This window comes from Aeromonas sp. sif2416 (assembly GCF_019218665.1).
Classification (GTDB): domain Bacteria; phylum Pseudomonadota; class Gammaproteobacteria; order Enterobacterales; family Aeromonadaceae; genus Aeromonas; species Aeromonas encheleia.
In genome coordinates, this window is record NZ_JAHUXC010000002.1 from 37,653 (window position 1) to 61,708 (window position 24,056).

22 protein-coding genes and 2 tRNA genes are annotated in these 24,056 nt (G+C 63.9%); 11 read left to right on the forward strand and 13 right to left on the reverse strand.

Features of this window, described 5'->3' with window-relative positions; all coding sequences use genetic code 11:
- Positions 1–4 precede the first annotated feature (4 nt).
- A complete protein-coding gene (locus KW821_RS03505) occupies positions 5–1,537 on the forward strand; it encodes a cyclic diguanylate phosphodiesterase (RefSeq protein WP_218290468.1) in 1,533 nt (510 codons plus the stop codon).
- Positions 1,538–1,604: 67 nt separating this feature from the next.
- Here the strand turns inward: KW821_RS03505 and KW821_RS03510 are convergent, their stop codons facing one another.
- Together KW821_RS03510 and KW821_RS03515 are read right to left on the reverse strand one after the other, a co-directional pair.
- Positions 1,605–2,786 carry a PLP-dependent aminotransferase family protein gene (locus KW821_RS03510; protein ID WP_042651664.1) on the reverse strand — a complete coding sequence of 394 codons (1,182 nt, stop codon included), beginning with the start codon at positions 2,784–2,786 and terminating at the stop codon, positions 1,605–1,607.
- A 202-nt stretch (positions 2,787–2,988) separates the two neighbouring features.
- Positions 2,989–4,056, reverse strand: coding sequence for a M28 family metallopeptidase (locus tag KW821_RS03515; protein ID WP_218290469.1), 1,068 nt, complete (start codon positions 4,054–4,056; stop codon positions 2,989–2,991).
- A 346-nt stretch (positions 4,057–4,402) separates the two neighbouring features.
- Here KW821_RS03515 and trmB point away from each other — a divergent pair, with 346 nt between their 5' ends.
- From trmB to KW821_RS03540, 5 genes are all read left to right on the forward strand, one after another.
- A complete protein-coding gene (gene trmB, locus KW821_RS03520; RefSeq protein ID WP_218290470.1) occupies positions 4,403–5,116 on the forward strand; it encodes a tRNA (guanosine(46)-N7)-methyltransferase TrmB in 714 nt (237 codons plus the stop codon).
- A gap of 31 nt (positions 5,117–5,147) precedes the next feature.
- Complete coding sequence (locus tag KW821_RS03525; protein ID WP_042651667.1) at positions 5,148–5,480, forward strand: YggL family protein; 333 nt, start codon at positions 5,148–5,150, stop codon at positions 5,478–5,480.
- 101 nt (positions 5,481–5,581) lie between these two features.
- Positions 5,582–6,502, forward strand: a complete 921-nt coding sequence (gene glsB / locus KW821_RS03530; protein WP_042651668.1) for a glutaminase B — start codon at positions 5,582–5,584, stop codon at positions 6,500–6,502.
- Positions 6,503–6,531: 29 nt separating this feature from the next.
- Positions 6,532–7,824, forward strand: coding sequence for a sulfurtransferase (locus KW821_RS03535; protein ID WP_218290471.1), 1,293 nt, complete (start codon positions 6,532–6,534; stop codon positions 7,822–7,824).
- 202 nt (positions 7,825–8,026) lie between these two features.
- Positions 8,027–8,236 (forward strand): YgdI/YgdR family lipoprotein, encoded by a 210-nt coding sequence (locus KW821_RS03540; protein WP_042651670.1) that lies wholly within the window; start codon positions 8,027–8,029, stop codon positions 8,234–8,236.
- Between the two features lie 44 nt (positions 8,237–8,280).
- Here KW821_RS03540 and KW821_RS03545 read toward each other — a convergent pair whose 3' ends face one another.
- On the reverse strand, positions 8,281–11,844 hold the full coding sequence (locus tag KW821_RS03545) for an ATP-binding cassette domain-containing protein (RefSeq protein WP_218290472.1): 3,564 nt from the start codon (positions 11,842–11,844) through the stop codon (positions 8,281–8,283).
- Between the two features lie 105 nt (positions 11,845–11,949).
- Positions 11,950–13,227, reverse strand: a complete 1,278-nt coding sequence (locus KW821_RS03550) for an alpha/beta hydrolase (protein ID WP_218290473.1) — start codon at positions 13,225–13,227, stop codon at positions 11,950–11,952.
- 248 nt (positions 13,228–13,475) lie between these two features.
- Here KW821_RS03550 and KW821_RS21650 point away from each other — a divergent pair, with 248 nt between their 5' ends.
- Complete coding sequence (locus tag KW821_RS21650; protein ID WP_126623269.1) at positions 13,476–13,610, forward strand: hypothetical protein; 135 nt, start codon at positions 13,476–13,478, stop codon at positions 13,608–13,610.
- 200 nt (positions 13,611–13,810) lie between these two features.
- Positions 13,811–14,032 carry a hypothetical protein gene (locus tag KW821_RS03555; RefSeq protein ID WP_042651673.1) on the forward strand — a complete coding sequence of 74 codons (222 nt, stop codon included), beginning with the start codon at positions 13,811–13,813 and terminating at the stop codon, positions 14,030–14,032.
- Between the two features lie 79 nt (positions 14,033–14,111).
- On the opposite strand, the gene KW821_RS03560 is transcribed toward KW821_RS03555, so the two are convergent.
- From KW821_RS03560 to KW821_RS03570, 3 genes are all read right to left on the reverse strand, one after another.
- Positions 14,112–14,187: transfer RNA gene (locus tag KW821_RS03560), tRNA-Asn, on the reverse strand.
- Between the two features lie 5 nt (positions 14,188–14,192).
- Positions 14,193–14,268: transfer RNA gene (locus KW821_RS03565), tRNA-Phe, on the reverse strand.
- Positions 14,269–14,473: 205 nt separating this feature from the next.
- A complete protein-coding gene (locus KW821_RS03570) occupies positions 14,474–16,750 on the reverse strand; it encodes an immune inhibitor A domain-containing protein (protein ID WP_218290474.1) in 2,277 nt (758 codons plus the stop codon).
- A 426-nt stretch (positions 16,751–17,176) separates the two neighbouring features.
- Between KW821_RS03570 and rraB the strand changes: the two genes are divergently transcribed.
- Positions 17,177–17,512 (forward strand): ribonuclease E inhibitor RraB, encoded by a 336-nt coding sequence (gene rraB / locus KW821_RS03575; protein WP_042651675.1) that lies wholly within the window; start codon positions 17,177–17,179, stop codon positions 17,510–17,512.
- A 168-nt stretch (positions 17,513–17,680) separates the two neighbouring features.
- Here rraB and KW821_RS03580 read toward each other — a convergent pair whose 3' ends face one another.
- On the reverse strand, positions 17,681–19,654 hold the full coding sequence (locus KW821_RS03580) for a bifunctional diguanylate cyclase/phosphodiesterase (RefSeq protein WP_218290475.1): 1,974 nt from the start codon (positions 19,652–19,654) through the stop codon (positions 17,681–17,683).
- A 166-nt stretch (positions 19,655–19,820) separates the two neighbouring features.
- Between KW821_RS03580 and KW821_RS03585 the strand changes: the two genes are divergently transcribed.
- A complete protein-coding gene (locus tag KW821_RS03585) occupies positions 19,821–20,315 on the forward strand; it encodes a hypothetical protein (protein ID WP_042651677.1) in 495 nt (164 codons plus the stop codon).
- A 201-nt stretch (positions 20,316–20,516) separates the two neighbouring features.
- Here KW821_RS03585 and KW821_RS03590 read toward each other — a convergent pair whose 3' ends face one another.
- Genes KW821_RS03590 through rsgA form a run of 5 tightly spaced genes read right to left on the reverse strand, consistent with a single transcriptional unit; the run spans position 20,517 to position 23,364 of the window.
- Entirely contained in the window at positions 20,517–20,921 is a 405-nt protein-coding gene (locus tag KW821_RS03590; protein ID WP_218290476.1) for a hypothetical protein, read from the reverse strand.
- Position 20,922: 1 nt separating this feature from the next.
- The gene (locus KW821_RS03595) at positions 20,923–21,174 is read right to left on the reverse strand and encodes a DUF2960 domain-containing protein (RefSeq protein WP_042651679.1); all 252 of its coding nucleotides are present in this window, start codon (positions 21,172–21,174) and stop codon (positions 20,923–20,925) included.
- Positions 21,164–21,433 carry a VF530 family DNA-binding protein gene (locus KW821_RS03600; protein ID WP_042651680.1) on the reverse strand — a complete coding sequence of 90 codons (270 nt, stop codon included), beginning with the start codon at positions 21,431–21,433 and terminating at the stop codon, positions 21,164–21,166. The genes KW821_RS03595 and KW821_RS03600 overlap by 11 nt, the downstream gene beginning before the upstream one ends.
- Complete coding sequence (gene asd, locus KW821_RS03605) at positions 21,430–22,302, reverse strand: archaetidylserine decarboxylase (RefSeq protein WP_218290477.1); 873 nt, start codon at positions 22,300–22,302, stop codon at positions 21,430–21,432. Before asd ends, KW821_RS03600 begins: the two co-directional genes overlap by 4 nt.
- A gap of 27 nt (positions 22,303–22,329) precedes the next feature.
- The gene (rsgA, locus tag KW821_RS03610; protein WP_218290478.1) at positions 22,330–23,364 is read right to left on the reverse strand and encodes a small ribosomal subunit biogenesis GTPase RsgA; all 1,035 of its coding nucleotides are present in this window, start codon (positions 23,362–23,364) and stop codon (positions 22,330–22,332) included.
- A gap of 91 nt (positions 23,365–23,455) precedes the next feature.
- On the opposite strand from rsgA, the gene orn reads away from it, so the two are divergent.
- Complete coding sequence (gene orn, locus KW821_RS03615) at positions 23,456–24,001, forward strand: oligoribonuclease (RefSeq protein WP_218290479.1); 546 nt, start codon at positions 23,456–23,458, stop codon at positions 23,999–24,001.
- Positions 24,002–24,056: the final 55 nt, after the last annotated feature.

Genomic DNA, 24,056 nt, shown 5'->3' on the forward strand with positions numbered 1-24,056 from the left:
AATCATGCCATTTCGTCGTCTGAGGGTGCGTCAATTCTATGTCCGGCTGTCCTGTGCCCTGCTGGCCGCTCTGTTGCCCGTGGTGCTGGGACTGGCCATCGTCGCCTGGCAGACGGTGGACGGGGTGAAGCAGGATGCGGTGGAGCGTTTGGTGCATGCCCAGCGCATGTTTGACCGCACGCTGGACAACGCCCAGCTGGCCGCCTCGGCGGTCATGGGCAACGTGGGCAAGCCCTGCCTCGAGGTGGTGCAGGGCCTGCGGGATCAGGTGGCGACAGTGCCGGATGTGCGCAGCGTCAACCTGACCGAGGGGGAGACCATCTACTGCACCTCCCTCTATGGCCCGGTCAAGGGCCGGATCTATCTCGAGGACTATGTCCAGGGCAAGCTCGATCTCATGCGGGGCAATCCGGTCACGCCGGATCGGCCGCTCATCGTCTACCGACAGGAGGTGGGGGAGTACGGCATCCTGGTCGGGGTCGATGGCTATTACCTGCTCAACATCCTCGACATGCTGAGCCGCACCTCTCCCCTTGGGCTGGTGGTGGGCCCGCAGATGCTGCTGCGCGACAGCAAGCTCACCAATCAACTGTTCCCCTCAGATGCGCCTGGCTACCTGGAGCAGGCCTCGGAAAAGTATCCGTTCAAGGTGGCGACCACCCTCTCGGTGGATGAATACGGCGCCCATATCTGGGACTACTCCAAGATCAGCCTCATCGTCTATCCCCTGCTGAGCCTGCTGTTCGGGGTGGGGGTGTTCTGGCTGATGGGGCGCTCGACCTCACCGACGCAGGAGCTGAAACGGGCGCTGGATCAGGGGGAGTTCTTGCCGCACCTGCAACCCGTGGTGACGGGTGACGACGCGCACTGGAGCGGTTGCGAGGTGCTGATGCGCTGGCAACATCCCCGCCAGGGCATGATCTCGCCGGATCGCTTCATCCCCATGGCGGAGGCCTCCGGCCTCATCATCCCCATGACCAGTGCGCTGATGCGCCAGGTGCGCGAGCACTTCGCACCCAGGGTGCATGAGTTGCCGGCCGGGTTTCACTTCGCGTTCAACGTCTGTGCCCGTCATTGCCACGATCTCAGCCTGGTGGACGATTGCCGCGCCTTCATCAAGGCGTTCGAGGCCAATCCCATCAAGCTGGTGCTGGAGCTGACCGAGCGGGAGCTGATAGTGGCGGATGAGGTGAGTGACCGGCTGTTTGCCGAGTTGCACGATCTTGGCGTCTTCATCGCCATCGACGACTTCGGCACCGGCCACTCCAGCCTGGCCTATCTGCAGACCTTCCAGGTCGATTTCCTCAAGATCGATCAGAGCTTCGTCGGCATGATAGGGTCCGATGCGCTGTCCAGCCACATCGTCGAGAACGTCATCGATCTGGCGACCCGGCTCGGCCTGCAACTGGTGGCGGAAGGGGTGGAGAACGAGGTGCAGGACGCCTACCTGAGGGCGCGGGACGTGACCTTCCTGCAGGGCTACTTCTACGGCAGGCCCATGCCGATGGCGGAATTCAGCAAGCGGCTGAGCCGCTGAGGCCGGCAGGCGGCCATAAAAAAAACCAGCGACCAAGGTCACTGGTTTTTTTTCATCTGGCGGGGGCTCAGAGCATGCGGGCCAGGGCACGGGCCAGCCGCTTGACCCCTTCCTCGGTGGTGGCCTCATCCACGCAGGAGAAGCTCAGGCGCAGGGTGTTCTTGATCTCGGGGCGCACATAGAAGGGGGCGCCGGGCACGAAGGCGACCTTCTCCTTGATCGCCTCGTCGAACAGCTCCATGGCGGAGATGCTGGCGGGCAGAGTCAGCCAGAGGAACATGCCCCCTTCCGGCCGGGTGTAGCTGACGCCGGGCGGGCAGTGGCGAGCCAGGGCGGCTTCCATGGCGGCGCGCTGGCGGCCATAGACTTCCTTGATCTTCTCCAGATGGGCATCCAGCGAGTTGTCGGTCAGGAAGCGGTGCAGCACCTGCTGGCTGAAGGCGTTGCTGTGCAGATCCGTGGCCTGCTTGGCGATGGTGACTTTCTTGCGCAGCCAGTCCGGCACCAGCATCCAGCCGAGACGAAACGCGGGCACCACCGTCTTCGAGAAGGAGCCGAGCAGCACGGTATTGTTCGGCGCCAGCTTGGCGATGGGGGGCAGGTGCTCCCCCTCGAAGCGCAGCTCGCCGTAAGGGTCATCTTCCACCATCAGCAGCTCGTGGCGTACCAGCCGCTCGGCCAGCGCCTCGCGATTGGCGCGGCTGTAGGAAACACCGCTCGGGTTCTGGAAGTTCGGCACGCCGTACAGCAGCTTGGCGTCGGAGCCTCGCTCCAGCAGCGCATCCAGCGCGGCCAGATCCAGCCCCTCTTCCCCCAGGGTGATGGGGCGGAAGTTCGGTTGATAGACGGAGAACGCCTGGATAGCACCCAGGTAGCCGGGTTCCTCGATGATGAGATCCTGCCCTTCGTTCACCAGCACCTTGCCTAGCAGATCCAGCGCCTGCTGGGAGCCGCTGGTGATCAGGATGTTGTCCGGATCCACCGTCATGCCGTGGCGCGTCAGGTAACGATCGGCGATGTACTGGCGCAGCGGGGCGAAGCCTTCGGTGGCGGCATATTGCAGCGCGGCGGCGCCCTGCTCGCGCAGCACATCCTGGCAGGCCTGGTCGATGGCCTTGACCGGGAACAGGTTCGGGTTGGGCAGGCCGCCGGCGAAGGAAATGATCTCCGGATTGGCGGCGACTTTCAGGATTTCGCGGATAAAGGAAGGTTCGACCTTCTCGAAGCGCTGGGCAAAAAACGGCTGCATAGGGTTCTCTCTGACTGGGTGGCGGTCGCTCCATTCAACCGCCAGGTTATCCGTTTGTATCAGATTTCAGAAATGAGGCAATGGCTGTCACAAAAATCCATAAAAAAGGGCAGGTTTGACACCTGCCCGAATTTTATCGTCTCCGAGCGGGGGCGGGGCGTAAAAACCCCTGACCCGTTCGCGGTCGGCCGTCAGCGCCGACTCAGAGTCCGGGTTCCTTCAGGAAGCGGATCATCAGATCCGTGTTGGCGCCAAGCTGCTGCTGGACCCGGCCCGGGAACAGCTCGGCCATCTTGTCGAGGCGGTCGTACTGGGTGTGCCAGATCTTGCCCCACTGGGTCTCGCTGTCCCGATCGCAGGCGCTCTTGCTGGCGTCATCGTAACAGTCCCACAGCGCCGGGTTGGTGCTCTGGGAGTAGCCGTCATAGCCGTCCGCCCCGTTGATGGTGAAGTTGGTCGCCTCCACGTAGGCGATGGGCACCCCCAGGCAGGCGAAGGGGGCGTGATCCGACCAACTGCCGGTCTCCCCTTCCGGGTAGCCGGCGTAGCTGGGATGGATGGCGAACGGGGTGGCACCCTGCTGGGAGATGGCCAGCAGGCGATCCCGCACCTTGGGATCGAAGCTGTAGCGGCCCGGCTCGGCGCAGTTGTACTCGCTCACGTCGGAGTGGGCGGAGTGAACGTAGACGATGTCGCCGCCGGCGATGGTGTCGTAGTTCACCATGGCCAGCAGCTGGGTGACGGCGGCGCCGTCCAGGCCGGCGGCATAAGCCTTGGAGCCGTTGAGGCCGTTCTCTTCCGCGCCGAAGAAGGCGAAGCGCACCGTGTAGGGCAGCGTCTGGCCCTTGAGCGCCTCGGCGACCGCCAAGAGGGCGGCGACCCCGGCGCCGTTGTCGGTGGCCCCCTCAGAGCCCTTCTTGTCCCCGGTGCTGTCGTAGTGGGCGCCGATGAGGATCACCCTGTCGCTCTGCCCCTTGAGCTCGGCGATGAGGTTCTGGGAGTGCTTGCTGGCGCCGCCCTTGCTGTAGGTAAACGGCTGGTTCTGCACCTCGTAGCCCCAGCCGGTCAGATGATCCTGAATCCAGGCGGCGGCGCGGGTCTCGGCCTCGGTGCCTGTGGGTCTGGCCCCTATTCCTTCGGCGCCCGAGCTCAGCTGTACCAGATACTCGTAGGCCTGGTCGGCGGGGGCGGGCGCTTGTGAATCATTGTCCGAGGGGTTGCACCCGGCCAGCAGGGTTGCGATGGCGAGGCACAATACTGTTTTTTTCATACTGCAATCCTTTGTTGTGTATGGCTTTATTATCGCGTGTCAGGATGCACCTGACGCCCGGCAGATTCTGTGAAGGGGGTGGCATTTGTCAACCGAACTGGCTGAATTGGCAAGAGACGGGGGATTTGTTGCGCTAAACACTTGCGCCTTGGGCCTATCTTGGGATAATTCGCTCCCCTGTTTTCGTCGACTGATGAAATAACGAGCCACTCAAGGTCGACCCTCAGCCGGACTGACCGAGATGTGTTGCCCGGATTGATGAAATAACGAGACTATTCATTCGAGTCGTCCCCAGCCGGATTGACCTGAGATGTATGACCCGGATTGATGAAATAACGAGACAATTATGCCTGTGACCCAAGATGTATTTAACGAAGACGGCAAGTTCATGCGCAAGATCCGCAGCTTCGTCCGTCGCGAAGGCCGCCTGACCAAAGGGCAGGAGAAGGCCCTGGAAGAGCTTTGGCCGGTCATGGGTATCGATTTTGCACCGGCCCCGCTCGACATGGTGGCGCTGTTTGGGCGCGACGCCCCCGTGGTGCTGGAGATCGGCTTCGGCATGGGCGCCTCCCTGGTGGAGATGGCCAAGAATGCCCCCGAGAAGAACTTCATCGGCATCGAGGTGCACTCCCCGGGCGTCGGCGCCTGCCTCGGCACCGCCCAGGAGGCGGGAGTCAGCAACCTGCGCGTCATCTGCCACGACGCGGTCGAGGTGTTTGAGCACATGATCCCGGACGGCTCGCTCTCCTGCCTGCAGCTGTTCTTCCCGGATCCCTGGCACAAGAGCCGTCATCACAAGCGTCGCATCGTGCAGCCGGCGTTTGCCCAGGACATTCGCCAGAAGCTGGCCATAGGTGGCGTGTTCCACATGGCCACCGACTGGGAGAACTATGCCGAACACATGCTGGAGGTGATGAGTGCCGCCGAAGGCTATGAGAACACCGCCCCTGGCGGCAACTGGGTGCCGCGTCCCGACTGGCGCCCGCTGACCAAATTCGAACAACGTGGCCATCGTCTTGGGCACGGGGTTTGGGATCTGATTTTCAAACGAGTTAACTAAGTTAACGTGTCAACAAACCTAAGGAGCTAGCATGGCCAATCGTAGTCGCCGTCTGCGTAAGAAACTGCGCGTCGATGAATTCCAGGAAATGGGATTCGACATCAGTTTCAACTTCCCGGTCGGCACCGCCGAAGAGACCATCGATACCGTGGTCGATGCGTTTATTGATGAAGTGATTGAACCCCGCAAGCTGGCCTTCGCCGGTTCGGGTCACCTGTCCTGGGAAGGCATGATCTGCACCCAGCAGTTGGGCAAGTGCACCGAGGAAGACCGTGCCGTCATCAAATCCTGGCTGGAAGGCAAGGGGATGGAAGCCGTGGTGGTCACCGAGCTGTTCGACCTCTGGTACGGCGAGCCGGCCTGATATCGGACTGCCTGTCACGGGCACATAGAAAATCCCGCCGCTGGCGGGATTTTTGTCGGTGGGGGCGGCCCCTCACCCCGCTTCATGTCATGGAATAGCCAATGGTGTTGTCATCCGAATTACTGGCCAGCATTCTCGAGCAGGTTCGTCCCCTGCTGGGACAAGGCAAGGTGGCCGACTATATCCCCGCGCTGGCCCAGGTTCCCGCCGATCGGCTCGGCATCGCGGTCTGTACCGTGCAAGGGGAGCTGTTCACCGCCGGTGACGCCTTCGAAGCCTTCTCCATCCAGAGTATCTCCAAGGCCCTGAGCCTCACCCTGGCACTGACCCTCTATCAGGAGGATGAGATCTGGGCCCGGGTCGGCAAGGAGCCCTCGGGCCAGCCGTTCAACTCGCTGGTGCAGCTCGAATTTGAGCAGGGCATTCCCCGCAACCCCTTCATCAATGCGGGGGCCCTGGTGGTGAGCGACCTGCTGGAGACGCGGCTCACCGCCCCGCGCCAACGCACCCTGGAGCTGGTGCGCCGCCTGTGCGGCAACCCGGCCATCATGGCGGATCAGGTGGTGGCGCGCTCCGAGTATCAGCACGCCGCCCGCAATGCGGCCATCGCCTACCTGATGAAGGCCTATGGCAACTTCGAGAACGAAGTGGACAAGGTGCTGCAAAGCTACTTCAATGCCTGTGCCATTCGCATGAGCTGTGCCGATCTGGCGCGCACCTTCATCTACCTGGCCAATCGCGGCGTACCCCTCGGCGAGAGCACGCCGCTGCTGCCGGCGCGCACCACCAAGCAGGTCAACGCCCTGCTCGCGACCTGCGGCCTCTACGACGAGGCGGGTGACTTCGCTTACCGGGTCGGCATGCCGGGCAAGTCCGGGGTCGGCGGCGGCATCATGGCGCTGATCCCGGGCGAACTCTGTGTCTGCGTCTGGTCACCGGAGCTCAACAAGGCCGGCAACTCGCTGGCCGGCACGGCCGCGCTGGAGCTGCTGGCGGAGCGCCTTGGCCGCTCTATTTTCTAATTTTGTTCACTATGGATCGAGACAACATCATGAAACGAATCACAGCCCTGTTGCGGGCCGGTCTGGCCGCCTTGCTGCTCTGGTGCGCCTTGCCTGCCCTGGCGGCGGAATTGCCCCCCCTCTCCCTGGCGGATGCCAAGGCCAAGGAGGCCGTCATCCTGGATACCCGCCCCAGCTACTTCTACCAGGGCTGGCCCATGGCGGATGAGCAGCAGGGCGGCCACGTGGTCGGCGCCGAGAGCCTCTCCGCCGAGTGGAAATACGGTGACGAGGAGTGGGCCAAGGCGCTCAAGGAGAAGGGACTGAGTGCGGACCGTCCGGTGGCACTCTATGGCGAGCCGCGCGGGGTGGCCGAGGTGGCCCGCCTGCTGCGCCAGCAGGGCATCAAGCAGCTGTTCGAGCTGCAGGACTGGAAGGCCGCGCCGCGCGAGGCCCTGACCCGCTGGCAGCAGCTGGTCTACCCGCGCTGGCTGGCGGATCTGCAGGAAGGCAAGCCGGTGGTGGCCAAGCCCAAGGGTGACTGGAAGCTGTTCGAGGTGGATTGGGGTTCACCCAAGGCCTACCTGCTGAGCCACATCCCGGGGGCCGGTTACATCGACACCAACCGCCTGGAAGAGGAGCCGCTGTGGAACAAGGTGTCCGATGAGGCGCTCAAGCAGCTGCTGCTGGAGAACGGCATCCGTCACGACACCACCGTCATTCTCTATGGCCGCAACACCATGGCGGCGGCCCGTGCCGCTCACCTGATGATGTACGCCGGGGTGGAAGACGTGCGACTGCTGGATGGCGGCCTGGATGCCTGGTTCGTGCAGCACCTGCGCACCGAGACCGGTCTGGCCAACAAGTACGAGCCGGTGAAGGAGTTCGGTGTGGCCATTCCGGCGCACCCCGAGTACCTCACCTCCCTGACCCAGGCCAAGGAGCTGCTCAAGCAGCCCGATGGCGCCCTGGTCAGCGTGCGTACCTGGGACGAGTTCGTCGGCAAGACATCAGGCTACAGCTACATCAAGCCGAAGGGTGACATCCCCGGCGCCAAGTGGGGTCGTGGTGGGGTGGATGCCAACAGCATGAGCGACTTCCACAATCCGGATGGCACCATGAAGCCGGCGCGCGAGATCCTCGCCATGTGGGATGAGTGGAACATAGAGCCGACCCAGCAGGCCGCCTTCTACTGCGGTACCGGCTGGCGCGCCTCCGAGGCCTTCTTCTACGCCTGGTTGATGGACTGGAAGCGGATCAGCGTCTACGACGGCGGCTGGTACGAGTGGAGCTCAGATCCCAAGAACCCCACCGTCACCGGTGAGCGTCAGCCCAAGGGCTGATGGCGCTCCTGCGTTATCCTGTAAAAGGCCGGACCCATGTCCGGCCTTTTTCATCTGAGTATCCTGGCACATCCCTTTGTTAACTCGCTGATTCAGCTCGCTGTTCTCATATTCTGGCGGCACTCATTCGGGGGAAGGCGCTTGAGCTAGGCTTCAAGAAACATCCTCGTCCTGAGGATGCCGGAGGGAGAAGAGGCGGGCGATGAAACGACTGATGATGATCCTGGTGTGCGTACTGGGACTGGTGGCGTGCAGCTCTCAATACATCATGAGCACCCGGGACGGGAAGATGATTACCACCGACAGCAAGCCCAAGCTGGATGAGGACACGGGCATGTACCGCTACTACGACGAAGAGGGGCGGGAGATGTTGATCAACAAGGATGACATCACCCAGATCATGGAGCGCTGAGGGGCGCAGGACGAGAAGGGCTGCCCGCGGGCAGCCCTTTTGTTTCAGCCGGTGATCTCGGCCACCTGGCGGTTGACCTGACCGACGAACAGCCGGTGGAAGCGGGAGTCCGGGTTGGCCAGCAGGCTGACCGGCGAGCCCTGCTCCACCACGGTACCCGCCTCCATCACCACCACCTTGTCCACCGACAAGAGCGGCTCCAGATGGTGGGCTATCACCAGATAGCTGGCCTCGGGCCGGTAGCGATAGAGCAGCTCCGCCATCTTGCGCATGCCGCCGTGATCGAGATCCGAGGTTGCCTCGTCCAGCACGATCAGCGGGCGGCGCGACAGCAGGATGCGGGCGATCACCAGCAGCTGGGTCTCGCCGGCCGACAGCTGCAGCCTGTCGAGATCCTCGTCCAGCCGACCGGCGCAGCGCTCGGCCAGGCCCACCCGGGCCAGCGCCAGCTCCAGCGCCTCGTCGTCGTGGCGGGTCAGGGGGGCGAGGTTGGCGCGCAGGGTGCCGAAGAAGGTGAGCGGCGTCTGGGAGACGGTGTCGTACAGATCGCGCACCGCCTCAGGTGCCAGCGCCGACAGCGGCTGCTCGTCGTAGTAGATCTCGCCCTGGGAGACCGGATACATGGCCTGCAGCACCCCGAGCAGGGAGCTCTTGCCCGCACCGGTGCGGCCGCAGACGCCGACCTTCTCGCCGGGGGCCAACTCGAAGTTCACCTTGTGCAGCGCCCACTGGCTCGCCTCGGGGTAGCGCAGCCCCAGGTTGTCGAAGCGCACCCTGGGATGAGGGGTGGAGAGGGGCTCACCTTCCTGGCGCTCGCTCTCGATCTCGCTGTACTCGCGCACCCGCTCCACCGCGTTCATCACCTGCTCCACCTCGGCGAAGGTGCGGATCAGGGAGTTGAGCATGGCCGAGGCGGTGAAGGCGTAGGTGATGGCCACGGCCCCCAGCAGCGAGCTGTTGCTGAAGGCCACCATCAGCGCCACGGCCCCGACCAGGGCGGCGGAGAGCAGGGTCTGGTGCATGCCGAGCCAGCGGTTGATGGAGGTGGTGGTGTACCAGCTGCGCAGGTTGTTGTCATAGTGCAGCAGCACCTGATCCAGGGCGTAGCGCTCGGCGCCGGCCAGACGCAGGGCGGGGGCGCCGCGGATGGTCTCGCTGATGCTGATGTAGAGCGGCGAGCGCAGCACCGAGGACTGGCGCCGCAGCTTGAGCTGCACCGCCCGGTAGCGGCGCTGCAGCACATAGAGCGCCCAGCCCACCAGGGGGGCGATGAGCAGCAGCAACGGCATGTTGACGCCGATCACCGCCACCTGCAGCAACACCGAGATCAGCATGGCGAACAGCCCCATCAGCATGGACAGCAGTATCTCCTGCGCCTCCCCGAGATCCCGATCGAAGCGGTTGAGGATGCGCCCCTGGGGCACCTTGTCGAAGAACGCCATGGGGGCACGGCTGATGCGGCCCAGCATGCCGTCGAACAGGGTCCAGGCCAGCTTGAGGCCGAGTTTGTAGTTGATGATCCGCACCACCATGATGCAGACGAGGGAGCCCGCCCCCAGCAGCACATAGATGCCGAGCAGGGTGCGCACATCCGCCACCTCGGCCTTGCCACCGAGCCAGAGATCCGAGGCGATGCGCAGCCCCTCCTGGCCCAGGGTGAGCAGCAGCGCGATCAGGATGGCGCCGGGGGCGGCCAGGCGCTGCCACATGAAGCCGAACAGGCCCCAGTCGACCTTGCCCTCGACCACCTTCTCCTCGCTGAACTGCTCCGCCTCCTGCGGCGCCACCATGGGGGCCGGTTGCGGGTGCTGGATGAGATCCGCCAGCTGGTGGGCATCGAGCTCCACCAGTTGGCCCTGCTCGACCCGGATCACCCGATCGCAGTGGGCCAGCACGTCCGGATCGTGGCTCACCAGCAGCCGGGTGGGGCCCGGCTTGAAGGCGAGCCCCTGCTCCAGCACCTGGGCCGAGACGATGGGATCCAGCGCCGAGAGGGGGTTGTCCAGCAGCAGGATGTCGGCCTTCGCATAGAGCGCCCGCGCCAAGGCGACCCGCTGTTGCTGGCCGCCGGAGAGGCGGGTACCGAGCTCGCCCACCAGGGTCTGGTCGCCGTGGCTGAGCAGGCTGAGGTCGGCACTGAGGGCGCAGGCGCCGAGCACCCAGAGATAGCGTTCGCCGTGCCAGGGCTGGCCGAACAGTATGTTGTTGCGGATGCTGTCGTTCATCAGCCAGGGCTTGTGGCCGAGGTGGGCCACCCGGCCGTGACGGCGGATCTCCCCCTCGAACTCGTTGTCGAAGCCGGCGATCAGGTGCAGCAGGCAGCTCTTGCCTGCCCCGGTCGCCCCGGTTATCCCCACCAGCTCCCCCGGCTGGATAGCGAGGCTGGCCCCTTGCAGCACTGCCTTGTGCTGGTGCAGGGCGGTGACGGCCTCGAGCCGCAGGCTGCCGACGGGCAGGCTGGGATCATTGAGATCCCGGTGCTGTTCCGCGCTGTTGAGGAAGTCGCACAGCCGGTTGAAGCCGGTGTTGAAGTTGATCAGGGTGCGGATGAGGTAGGGCAGCCGCATCATGGGGATGCGCAGCACCGCGAACAGGGCGATGGTGGTGAACACCTGGGGCAGGGTCAGGCTCTGGCCCGATGCGAGATAGGTGGTGAAGGTGGCGAGGGTGACCAGCAGCGGGGTGCTCAGCATCAGGAAGCTGTTGACGGCATCGAGCTTGAGCACCCGGCCGAGCACGCCGAGCTCCTGCTGGCGCTTGGCGTTCGCCGCCTGGGTGAAGAAGGCGCCTAGCCCGTTCTGGCGCACCAGCCGCAGCTTCTTGATGTATTCCGCCAGTATGCCGTTGCGCTCGTCCTGCTGGCGCTTGAGCTGCTGCTCCTGCTGGTTCATGCGGCGTACCACCCGGGTGGAGACCAGCAGCAGCAGGGTGAGCACGGCGAAGCCGACCAGGCCGGCGCTGCCCACCTGCCACACCAGCAGGGCTATGGTGCCGGCCAGTTGCAGCGCCATGGTGAGCGGCATGGCGGGATCGGCCAGGATCCAGGTGATGTCCCACACGTCCCGGTTGATGAGGTTCTGTACTCGGCCACCGGCGCGGTCGTCGAAGCTCTTGCCCCCCAGCTTCATCACCTTGGCGAGCAGGGACTCGGCCAGCAGGCGGCGAATGGGGACGTGCATCTTGAGCGCCAGCTGCAGGGAGTGCTCCGCCAGCATGCCGGCGGCCAGCACTGAGGCGAACAGGGCGAAGGCCAGCAGCAGCTTGTGGCCTGTGCTGGCACCGGCGCCGAGCTGGGTCATGCTGTGGTTCAGCAGCCAGGGGCTGGCCAGGGTCGCCAGCATGCCGAGCAGCTGTAGCAGGGTGAGCAGGCCGATGCGCCCGCGGTAGTGATGCCAGATGAAGGCCATGATGGGCCAGGGCCGCACCGGTCGGGTGGCGGTCAGCGCGAGGAAGGCGTCGGCGCGCTCGTCACGCCTGTCTTCCGGCAGCAGAGGATAGAGATCGTCGAGGCTGACCTGGGGTTCGCTCAGACCCTTGCGCAGCAAGGGCCCCGTCCAGTGATAGAAGAGACGGCTCAGCCAGCCGGCCGAGGTTTCCGGGTGTTCCAATGGTGATCCTTATTATTGTGTGTTGCTTCCGACAGGGTGGGGCGGCTCATGGGCCGCCCTCAATTTTAGGATGTCATTGCCCCGGGCCTGCTGCCCGGGCCGGGATCAGCGATCCCGATTCAGGCGGATGAGCCGGTCCAGGATCTGCTCGCCGTCGGCCCGCAGGCCGTTGTGTTCGTATTCGTTGGTGATCCAGGCGCGGCTGTTGCCGAGGCCCTTGAGCGTCTCGCGGCTGTAGTCGAACTCGACGTACATGTCCTCGGCGTAGACGGCGCAGGCCACCGGCACCCGGTTCTGGGCCAGCCGGGCCGGATCGTAGAGCGGGCCCCAGTCCGCCTTGTGGGCCAGCAGGTGGGCGGCCTCCTTGAGCGGCATCAGCTCGCGGAACTGCTCGAACATCCAGGGGTAGATCATCTCGCCGGTGAAGGCGAAGTCCTTGCCCGGCGCCCAGGCCAGGGCCGGGTACTCGCCCCTGACCCGCTCGGCCGCCCAGTTGCTGGCTTCCCCCTCGCAGTAGATGGCCTCATGCAGGATGGCGAACACCGGGTTGGTGTTGAACGGCTGCATGGCCTGCACCTGATAGAGGAAGGCGGGGTTGAGCCGCTCGCCGATGAAGGCGTCCTCCAGCAGGTAGTAGAGCTCCTCGAAGGCGCCGCTGGCGCCGAGATCCAGCCCCTGCTGCTGCAGCTGCTCCACCGTCAGGCGCTGGCCGTTGGGCAGGCGCACCTCGTGGTGATGCAGGTGGTTCGCCAGCCGGTTAGCGATGGCCTGGGCGTGGGGGAAGCGGGCGAAGAAGGCGCGATTCTTGTCGGCGACCCGCTGGTAGGTGGCGCGGTAGACCTCGTCCGCGCTGCGGCCTATGGGGGCCACACCGCCGGTGAGGTAGACCTCGTGCAGGCTGTCCGGGAACAGGGAGAGATAGGTGAGGCTGCAGAAGCCGCCGAAGCTCTGGCCGAGCAGGCTCCATGGCCGGCCCGGACTCAGGATCTCGCGCAGGTATTCGGCGTCCCGCACTATGCTGTCGGCGCGAAAATGGCTGAGATAGTCCGCCTGCTGGCGGGGCGTGAACTGGGCCAGCGCCTCGGCATGGATGGGGGTGGAGTGGCCGGTGCCGCGCTGATCGAGCAGCAGCACCCTAAACTCCTGCAGCGCCCGCTTGAGCCAGCCGCTGGCGGCGGTCGGGCGCGGGGCTCCGAAGCCCGGGCCTCCCTGCAGGAAGAGCAGCCAGGGCAGGTCATCGTCCAGCCGATCCTGGCGACAGAGGGTGCGGCCAAACAGGGTGATGGTCTCCTCATCGTCAGGCTGCTGGTGGTCGAGGGGCACGGTGAAGAAGTGTGGCTCGCAATGGATGCCGTCCAGCACATAACGCAAGGGGCTGCTCATCTTGGGTCTCCCTGAGGGTAGGAAATCGTCGGCTCATCATAGCCCTGGCATGGGGGATGGGTCACGCCGCTTTTCGCTATTGTTGAGCGGCCGCCGAGCCACCTCGCCAGCCAGGCGAGGGCCTGGCCGGAATTATTATTGGCGGGTGATTGACGGCGAGTGGCGCTTGTCCAAAGATGAGCCGCCTGCCGAGCAAGGCAGGAGAGCCGGCGCAGGAGTCGCGCACAAGAAAGGATGAGGTGGGCTCGATGAAGCCTAAATGGATAAGGTTCAGGAAGAGAAGAAAACAGACGGATCCGGAAGGGGTGTTGCAGGCTGGGTTGCTGATGTTCAGCGCCACCTGCGGGGCCACTCTGCTGCTGGCGGCCTGTAATGGCGGCTAGCAGATGACCAGACTGACAAGGCCCGCTCTCTCGAGCGGGCCTTGTCATTGGGCGCCGCCTGCCGGGTGATGAGACTCCAACCAGTACCGATATGACGGGGATCGGGACCGGCCCGGGGCCACCCATGGCACCGAGTTTGCGGTAGCCGGAGAGCTGCTGCTATGGTCAGATTACGACTCGATCCACCGAGGGAGACGATCATGAATAGTCGTGAGAGAGTTCTGGCCCATCTGGCCACCGATCAACGGGTCGCCGGCCTGACCGCCGGTGAGGCGCTGGCCAGCATCAACCATTCGATGAGCTCGCTGCTGCTGCAACGGGATCAGCATTTCTTCCGCCGCCACGCCGATGACCCTTGCCACGAGGTCGCGCGGGCCTGCTATGCCGGCCACGTCTGGCACGGTGACGAGAACCTGTCATAGCTCTGTGGGGAGGGCTGCGCCGCCGCGCGCGAACGCCAGATGCAAAAAGGCCCGCTCGAGTGAGCGGGCCTTTCAAATTTGGCTCCTCCTACTGGACTTGAACCAGTGACATACGGATTAACAGTCCGCCGTTCTACCGACTGAACTAAGGAGGAATTGTTGGTGCCCAGAGACGGAATCGAACCGCCGACACGGGGATTTTCAATCCCCTGCTCTACCGACTGAGCTATCTGGGCAACGGCGCGCATTAAACCCTTTCTGGACTGGGGTGTCAACCATGGGGTGCAGATTGCGGTGCCGTTCGCTCGATAACCGAGCAATCCGCTCGCCGCCCCGCCACCGGGGCGCTTGCCGGGGGGCACGAGGGACAGCAGGCGCCGGCTTCCCGCCTGGCGGCCACAAAAAGGGGGCCAGCGGCCCCCGGTTGCACTCCGTCATGACTCAATGACGGCTGATGATGATGCGGCCCGTGCTCATGTCACGGGCCTGGCCGGTGACGCTGATCTTGAGGCCATACTCGGGCAGCAGGCGACCCGCATCCGGGATGGCGTCGCTCTGGTAGCGGCGGGAATCCTTGAACACCCGGTTCGGGGCTATCCAGAAGTCGCGCAGCAGGGCGCCGCTCGGATGCTTGAGGTCGAGCGGGCGCTGGAAGCCCAGGCTGAAGGTGGCGTCGTGGATCTGGTAGCGGGTGCCGGCCACGGCGCCATCGCTCCAGCTCAGGGTGCGCTGATCCCCATCCACCACGCCGAGGAAGCCTTCACCCGGATGGACCCCCACCCAGTTGTTGGCCTGGCTGTTGTCCACGTACCAGAGCAGCATGCCCGGCTCGTAGCGCATCAGCTGATCCGCCACATTGATGTGGGCCAGCCCCTTGTCGACTCCCGCATGGTTGCGCCACTCGGCCAGGTAGTAGTGATCCTTGGCCTCGCTGCCGTTGCTCTGCACGAAGCCGGCCAGGGTGAAGGCGGCGCTGCCCTCTGCCCCGTCGCTCAGCACGACGTCTCCGTCGGCGAGCAGCTGGATCTCGTCCACGAACAGGCCGTTTTCGGCCACGCCGGCGTCGCTCTGGTATTGCAGGCTGAGCTCGATGCGCTGACCAGCCCAGGGGCTCAGGTCAAACTCGGCATCGACCCAGCCGTTGGAGTTGCCGGTGAGGCCGACGCCGAAGCCGACCCCGTTCGGATCGTCGGCGGTGGTCAGGTTGCCCGGAATGGGCTCGCCGTTGACCAGCACCCGCGCATAGTCAAAGCCCTCCTCGATCTGATACCAGGCCTTGAACGCCAGGCTGGCGCTCTGCCTGCCGGTCAGATCCAGCGCCAGGCTCATGCGGTTGTCGAGGCCGTTGCCCTTGCCGCCGTGGTACTGGTACTGGCCGGCGTAGGGCGGGTTGAGCGGGATCTGCTTGGCGGGCAGATTGATGCGCACCACGTCGTCGTTGCGGCCCTTGTCGTTGGCCTGATCCAGCATGTAGACGTTGCCGCGGGGGCTGAGATCGTCGAGCCGCAGGTTGCTGCCGTGCAGCCAGTTGCCGCCGAGGGAGGCCTGCAGGAACTCCTTGGCCCAGGCGGAGAAACCGGTCGGCTCGGTGCCGCCGATCACCCCGGCCCAGGAGCCGGACGACATGATGGACCAGGTCGCCACCGGTTCCCCCTTGCCGCTGTACTTGGTGTCGTACTCGTCCGGCAGCCCGAGATCGTGGCCATATTCGTGGGCACAGACCCCGGCGGCGGCGTCGATGGGCTGGATGGTGTAGTCGTAGGCGGCGAACTGGCCACCGAAGTTCCCGCTCGGGCTGTCGGTGCCCGGGATCGGGTAGGGGGCGCCGAGGTTCCAGCGATGGGCCCAGATGGCATCTTCGCCGAGATCGCCGCCGCCCGCCTCTTCCCCCACGCTGGAGTGGAAGATCATCAGGTGGTCGATGAGGCCGTCCGGCTCGTCTCTGTTGCCGTTGCCGTTCAGATCGTAGCGATCCTCTTGATCAAACTGGGCGAGATCGATGGAAGGATCCCCCGCCACCTGGTGCAGCGCCTCCTTCACCAGCTCCCGCACCGCCGTCTCGTTGAGGTTGCTGCCGTAGTAGGCGGCACTCTTGGCGGCGGTATACCAGCCGGCCACCTGGCCACCCACGCTGTAGCTCTGGCCGGATTGCTGCTCGTAGAACTGGCGCATGGAGATGAAGCGCTCGCCGCCCGGTCCCGCATAGCCCTTGGCCGAGAACAGCAGATCGTTGTAGTGCGCCGGGGTGTAGTCCGGGTAGTACATCTTGGTGAGCTCGGGGCTGAGGCTGTTCTTCGGGTAGTCCGGGAAGTCCACCAGGATGGCGAGGATCTTGTCCTTGCGCATCTTGCCGCTGTAGTGCTCCTTCTCGATCGCCTTGAGCAGCAGGGTTGGCACCCGATCACCCGGCCGTGCTGTGCCGTTCAGGCGGATCTTCTTGAGGATGCGCTCCCGCACCTTGCCCTCTTTCTGCGCCAGGCTGCCACTGCCGCCTGGGTAGGCCCGCGCCTTGTCGCGGTAATAGCGGGCCAGCGCGGCCTGCTCCTGCTCGGGAGAGGCCAGGGTCGGGATGTGGCCGCTCTTTTTAAGCATCTCCAGCACCTTCACCTCGTCGGCGAGGGGGGCATCGAAGGGACCATGGACCGGGGCGGCCATGGCGTGGTTTCCAATCATAAGGGTCGAGCCGACAAGCAGGCTCATTATTGTTTTTTTAGGCATTACTGTGTGCTCCTTCACATGATCAAAAAGGGAGCCCGTCGGACTCCGCTTTCCTGGCGGGCAGTGATTCACCCGCGTCCCTTGATACCCTCAGACAGGGCATTTGTCATCAAGCTCCATAAGGTGATATGCACTGGTTTTGAGTGGCCTAATGGCGCTGAACACAAGGTGTGGCTGAGAAGATGTGAAGTTATGTATGTGCATCTAATTCTTGGGCAGCTGATTACCCTTTTTTAACCTTTTTGCGGACACCACCATTTGGGAGGGGGCGGGCGAGGCAGTTATCTTGGTCCCTCGCATTGAGCCGGATGCACTCTGCGGGTATGCTTTGCCGCAACCATACCCCTGGCGGCAAGAGTGCCTATTGCCGGCCAGCCGGGTGTCGACATCCATCAAATACCGTCTGGGGTTTATATGAGTATCAACATGCAAGAGTGGCGCGAAGAGACCACCGCCATCGTCAACGAGCTGCTGGCCGACGGCAGCAATCCGGATGTGGACTACGAGATTGAGCACCACTTTGCCTGCCAGGACTTCGATCTGCTGGAGAAGGCGGCGGTCGATCTGTTCAAGGCCGGTTTTGAAGTGACCGATGCCGAAGAGATGGAGCTGGACGACGGCGCCCCCATCTTCTGCTTCGACGCCACCGTAGTGCGCAAGCTGGAGATCGAAGCCATCGTCGCCGACATCGAGAAGATGCTGCCGGTCCTCGAGAAATACGGCGTGGATTACGACGGCTGGGGCACCTACTTCCAGGAGTAAGGCACACGAGTCAGATCGTCGAGAAGATGCTGGCCATGCCCCTCGAGTAATACGGCGTGGATTACGACGACTGGGGCACCTACTTTCAGGAGTAATCCCCTCGACAGACAATGACAGACAATTAAAAAGGCCACTTCAAGTGGCCTTTTTTATTGTCTGTCTATCCTATCAGTCCGCGGGCAACTGGTAGTTGCGGGCAAATTCCGCCGGGGGGAGGGGGCGGCTGAACAGGTAGCCCTGCAGGTGATCGCAGCCCGCCTGGGCCAGCCAGGCTTGCTGCTCCTGGGTCTCCACCCCTTCGGCGGTGATCTTGATCCCGAGCTCATGGCCGAGGCCGATGACGGAGCGCACTATGGCGGTGGTGGCCTGGTTGGTCGCCAACCCCTGGGTGAAGCTTCTGTCCAGCTTGAGGGTCGCCACCTGCAGCCGAGGCAGGTAGGCCAGGGAGCAGTAGCCGGTGCCGAAGTCGTCGATGGCGAGCTGAAAGCCGGCCTCGATCAGGTTCGCGAGGTTGCTCTCTATCTCGTCGGCATTTTCCATCAGCACTCCTTCGGTGATCTCCAGCTCCAGCTGCCAGGGGGCTATCCCGTGGCGTTCGATGCAGGCGAAGATCTGCGGGCAGAGCTCTGGGTCACGAAACTGCAGCGGCGACAGGTTGACGGAGAGCACCAGATCCGGCGCCGCCACTTGCCAGCGCGCCAGCTGGGCACAGCCCAGCTCCAGCATCAGCTGGCCGAGCTGGCCGATGAGCCCCAGCTCCTCCGCCAGGGGAATGAATTCGTCGGGGGAGATCATGCCGAATTCCGCATGAGGCCAGCGGCAGAGCAGTTCGGCGCCGTGCAACTGGTTGCTGTGGGTGCAGATGATCGGCTGATAGACGGCGACCAGCTGGGCCGACTTGATGGCCAGCGGCAGCTGGGCGGCGATGAGCTGACGGCGTTTGAGCTTGGCATCGAGTTCGGGGTCGAACAGGGTGCAGTGTTGCTGCTGGCGCTTGCCCTGGGCCAGGGCGGCCTCGGCATGGCTCAGCAGGCGCTCGGCATCGTTGGCCTTGCCCTGGGCGATGCCGAGGAAGACCGGGATCTGGATCCTGTGCTCCTCGACCTGATAGGGCACCATCAACTCGTACTGCAGGTTGCGGCTCCACTCGGTCAGGGGAAGGGGCAAGTCCGGCAGCAGCAGGGCGAAGTCATCGGCCGCCACCCGGCACAGCAGTGACTGGGGCGGCGCCAGCCGTTGCAGGCGACGGGCCACCTGGCTGAGCAGGCGATCGGCGATGCGGATACCGAAGCGATCGTTGATCTCGCGAAAATGTTGCAGATCGACCAGCAGCAGGCTGGCTGGACGGGCACCGAGGTGGCGGCTGGTCTGCAGGAAGTGGGAGAGTTTGAGCAGGCCGGTCAGGCTGTCGTAATGCTGCTCCTGCTGGAGCTGGGCCTGGGTGGTGCGCAGCCCGGTGATGTCACGGCTCAGGGTCAGGATGCCGAGGGAGTTGCCCTCGTCATCTGGCACGTCGACCCGGGTCACCTCCAGATGGCGGCCCTGGCCATTGGCATCCATCAGGCAATACTCCCCCCGTCCCAGCGGCTGTACGGCGGGCAGGCGAGGGGCGATCCGCTGGCCCAGCGCCTCGCTCGCCGCCAGCCCCATGAAGTCGAGAAAGGCCTGGTTGCAGTCGATGAGCAGGCCCTGGTGGTCTTCCAGCCGGATAGGGTCCGGGATGGCGTCCAGCAGGCGACGCTGCAGCAGCTGCTGCTGGCGGAAGGTCTGCTCCAGCTCCTTGCGCTGATCTATCTCGCTGATCATGGCGAACAGGGCAAGCGGGTGGCCCTGCTCGTCATAGAGCGGGATCTTGTGGATCTCCATCCAGCTGGTGGTGCCGCCGCTGTGGCAGTGCAGCTGCTGATGGAGCAGGGGACGCCGCTCGGCCAGCAGACGCTGATCCTCCTCCCGGAACACATCGCCCCAGGGCATCTCGGCATCCGTCTTGCCGACGAGTTCATGGGGGTGCTGCAGGCCAGCCTCTCGCGCGAAGACCTTGTTGGCGAACAGGTAGCGTCCGTCCGTATCCCGGCAAAAGATATTCATGGGTAACTGGTCGATGATCTGCTGCAGCAGAGCCAGGGTGAGCAAGGAATTCACGGGGATACTCACGGGGGAGACTTCGAGCAAATCTATGATAACAGGCCACTTTTGTAAAGCGTGACCGGAGGCTTGACCATTTCTGTTGATCCCTGCTGACAGTCTGTGTCGCGGGCGCCATAATAGCCGCCGGTTGGCCTGTGGCCGTATGGATGAGAGAAGCGACATGAAGAAGATAATGGGGGGCGCCCTGGCCCTGTTGATGGTCGGTTGTGCCAGTGACAACAATGGCGGCGAGCAGTATCGCTATACCCCGCCGGTTGCCAAGGCGACCAACAACACCCAGGAGCTGGCGATCCCGGTGGATCTGGTGTGGGCCCGCGCCGAGAAGTGGTTTGGCGATCACGGCCTGAACATCGAGAACAGCCAGCGTGGCTCCGGCCTGATGACCGCCAACGTCGAGAATTCGGCCGAGGGTCTCGAGTGGCTGGATTGCGGCACCATGGGCGCCAAAGTGGCGCTGGGCAACCCCAATCTGCAGATCAACCTGATCATCACCCAGAGCGGCAACAACAGCGTGGCGACCGTCAACGTCAAGGGCAACACCCAGCTCTACTTCGTCGAGTCCTCCGGCGAGCGCGTGCTGGCGCCGTCCATCAGCCCGGTCTGCGTCTCTCGCGGCAGCCTGGAGCAGAGCCTGTTCGCCACCCTGGGCAACTGATCCGGCCCTGCCCGCCGCCCGTCATGGCGGCGGCCCGCACCAAACACCCCGTTGCCTGCAACGGGGTGTTTGTTTTTGGGGGGTAGCGAGCATCAAGGAGAGGGAACCGCCATTGGCGCATCCTGGCGGTTCAGGCCTGCGTGCAGCAGCAGCCAGCCTCAACAAAAACCCCGGCAGAGGCCGGGGTTTGTCATGGAAGGCTCAGCCTTGCAGCGCGCTGTCACCGTGGAACAGGACCTGCTCGCCGGACTTGAGCAGATAACCCTTCCAGGGGAAGAGCTGATAGGCGCCGCCCTGCCAGGACCAGTTGCCCTCGTCCCCCTGGCGGACCAGCCGGATCTGCTCGCCGCTTGGCAGAGTCAGCTCGGCCTCGCGCTGATCGGGGCCGAACAGCACGAAGGCACTGCCGGTTTCATCGGCCTTGAGGGATTGCAGCCGCACCGCCTGCTCGAACAGCCGCACGCACTGGCTGGTCAGGCTGGACCACTGGTAGCCGGCGCTGGCACGGCAGCCGTGGACATCCTGATCGTTGCCGACCAGGTGCTGTTGCGGGGTACTGCAGGCCGCCAGCAGCAGGGAGGCGGCCATCAGGGTCAGGGTGCGCATATTACTCCTGCAGATCCCGCTCGATGACGATGCTGGAGAAGCCCAGCTCCTTGAAGTAGTTCTCCTGGTAATCCTTCACGCTCTTCTTGTCGCGGCGGCACACCTGGGCCAGCTGGGCCTCCATGGCGTGGAAGCTGGCCAGGTTGATCCCCTCGGCCGCGGCGATGGCATCGTAGATGCTGTTGAACTTGTCGTTGGCGTAGCCGATCTCTTTGGTTTTTTTGCCGTAGGTGTAGGTAATTTTAAACGCCATCGGGGTCTTCCTTCTTTTTCGCCTGCTTGCGCTGGACGTACAGGTAGAGGCTCTCTACCTTCTCCCTGGCCCAGGGGGTCTTGCGCAAGAATTTCAGGCTGGATTTGATGCTGGGATCCTGGGTGAAGCAACGGATGTCGATCTCCTTCCCCAGTTGCTCCCAGCCATAATGCTCGACCAGGGCGGTGACGATCGCCTCTAGGGTCAGCCCGTGCAGCGGGTTCTTTCGCTGTGCTGGCGGAGTGGGTTGGTCGCTCATGGCTTGGCCGCCAGTTTGGCAAAGGGTTGCCCCATGCGGGTGGTCACGCCGTTGGCCAGTTGCGGCTCGAAACCGGCCAGCATGCCAGGGCCAAACAGGCAGACCACTGTGCTGCCGAGCTTGAACAGGCCCATCTCGGCCCCTTTCTGCAGGGTGATGGCTTGCTCGCCGCTGTAGTCCCAGCGCACCACTTCTTTCTGTCTGGTCGGTGCTATGTTGCCGGCCCAGATGGTCTCGATGCTGGCGACTATGGTGGCGCCAACCAGCACCAGCGCCATGGGACCATGGGGGGTGCGGAAGGTGGCGACCACCCGTTCGTTGCGGGCGAACAGGTTAGGCACGTTTTCGGCGGTGAGCGGGTTGACGGAGAAGAGATCCCCCGGCACGAACACCATGCTCTCCAGCACGCCGTCCAGCGGCATGTGGATGCGGTGGTAATCCTTGGGCGCCAGATAGATGGTGGCAAAATCCCCATCCTTGAATGGCGCCACCAGATCCTCAAAGCCCCCCAGCAGCTCGCGGGCGCTGTAGTCGTGGCCCTTGGCCTGGATGATGCGGCCTTGCTGGATGGGGCCGAGCTGGCTGACGGTGCCATCCACCGGCAGGGCCAGGGTCATGGCATCTTCCACCAGCGGGCGGATCCCCGGCTTGAGCTCACGGGTGAAGAAGGCGTTGAAGCTCGGGTAGTGGGCGGGACTCTCGTGCAACGCCTCGCTCATGTCGACCTGGTACTGCTTGATGAACGCCTCTATCACCCTGGTGGTGAGCTTTCCGGCCTCGGCGGCCGCCAGCTTGCCTACCAGGCGGGAGACGGCATGTTTGGGCAGGCAATATTGACCGGCAATTTTCAGGTTGTCAGTGATGCTCATGATCTTCATCGAAATAAGTTGAATGGGTCACAGTCGGGCTTGCTGCCGACCGTGGCGGGCTTCCTGCATGGTTTCCAGGATGCGGTGATAGTTGTGGAAGCGATCGGCGCTGATGGCGCCACTGTCGACCGCCGCGCGCAGGGCGCAGCCGGGATCGTCCTTGTGGGTGCAGTCGCGGAATCGGCAGCCACCCAGGTAGTCACGAAACTCGACGAAACACCAGGTGATGCGATCGGCTTCCAGGTGCCAGAGTGCGAACTCGCGGATCCCGGGGGAGTCGATCAGATCGCCGCCGCTCGGGAAGTGGTAGAGCCGCGCCGTGGTGGTGGTGTGGGTACCTAGCCCCGAGTTCTCGGAGATCTCGCCGGTGAGCACACCCAGCCCGGGCATCAGGGCATTGGTCAGGGAGGACTTGCCCACCCCGGACTGGCCGACGAAGATGCTGATCTTGCCTTCGAACTGGGCCTTGAGTTCGTCCAGCCCTTCGCCGCTCTCGCAACTCACCAGGATCACCTGGTAGCCGAGCTTGCGATAGGGGGCGAGCTGCAGCTCGATGCGCGCGCGGGCGGCGGCGTCGAGCATGTCGACCTTGTTCAGCACGATGAGCGGCTGGATCTCCACGTCTTCGGCGGCCACCAGATAGCGGTCGACGATGTTGGTGGAGAACTCGGGTACCACCGCCGAGACGATGATGATCTGGTCGATGTTGGCGGCGATGGGTTTGACCCCGTCGTAGAAGTCCGGCCGGGTCAGCACCGAGTGACGGGGATGTACCGCCTCGATGACGCCCGCGGTCGCGGCATTGAGGCCGGGACGCCAGACCACCTTGTCACCGCACACCAGGCTGCTGATGCTGCTGCGACGCAGGTTGCTGCGGTGGATGGTGCCGTCACTCGCTTCCACGTCCGCATGCTGACCGAAACGACTGATCACCATGCCCTCGATGGCCGGGCCAAACAGGGTGTCATCCACGACCGTGCTGTGATCTTTTTGTAGCCGCCGCTCGCGGTTGGCCTGGACGCGTCTTTGTTGACCCAGATTGAGTTTTGCTTTCTTTGCCACTCGATTCGCCAGTTTATGAACAGATCCAAAGCCAGTATGATACATGCAAATCGGCAAAATTCCGCCATTCCTCCTAACTGAGAGAGTAATCATGACAGTCAGCGCGCAGAACCTGGTATGGATCGACATGGAGATGACGGGTCTGGACCCCGAGCAAAACGTGGTACTGGAGATCGCCACCATAGTCACCGACAAGGATCTGAACGTGCTGGCGGAAGGGCCTGTCATCGCCATTCACCAGAGCGAGGCAGAGCTCGCCAAGATGGACGAGTGGAACGTCAACACCCACACCAAGAGCGGCCTGGTGGCCAGGGTCAAGGCGAGTGAGCATGACGAGGCGCGCGCCGTGGCCGAGACGCTCGACTTTATCCGTCAGTGGGTGCCGGAGCGCACCAGCCCGCTGTGCGGCAACAGCATAGGTCAGGATCGCCGCTTCATGGTCAAGCACATGGGCGAGCTGGAAGCCTTCTTCCATTACCGCAACGTCGACGTCAGCACCATCAAGGAGCTGGTGCGTCGCTGGCAGCCGGAGCTGCTGGATCAGTTCACCAAGCGCGGCACCCACATGGCGCTGGATGACATCCGTGAGTCCATCGCCGAGCTGCAGTTCTACCGTGGTCACGTCTTCAAAATCTGAGTTGCCGGCAAGGGGTTGGCGCCGTCCGGTCGCTAAAATCGACAGTTCGACCAGC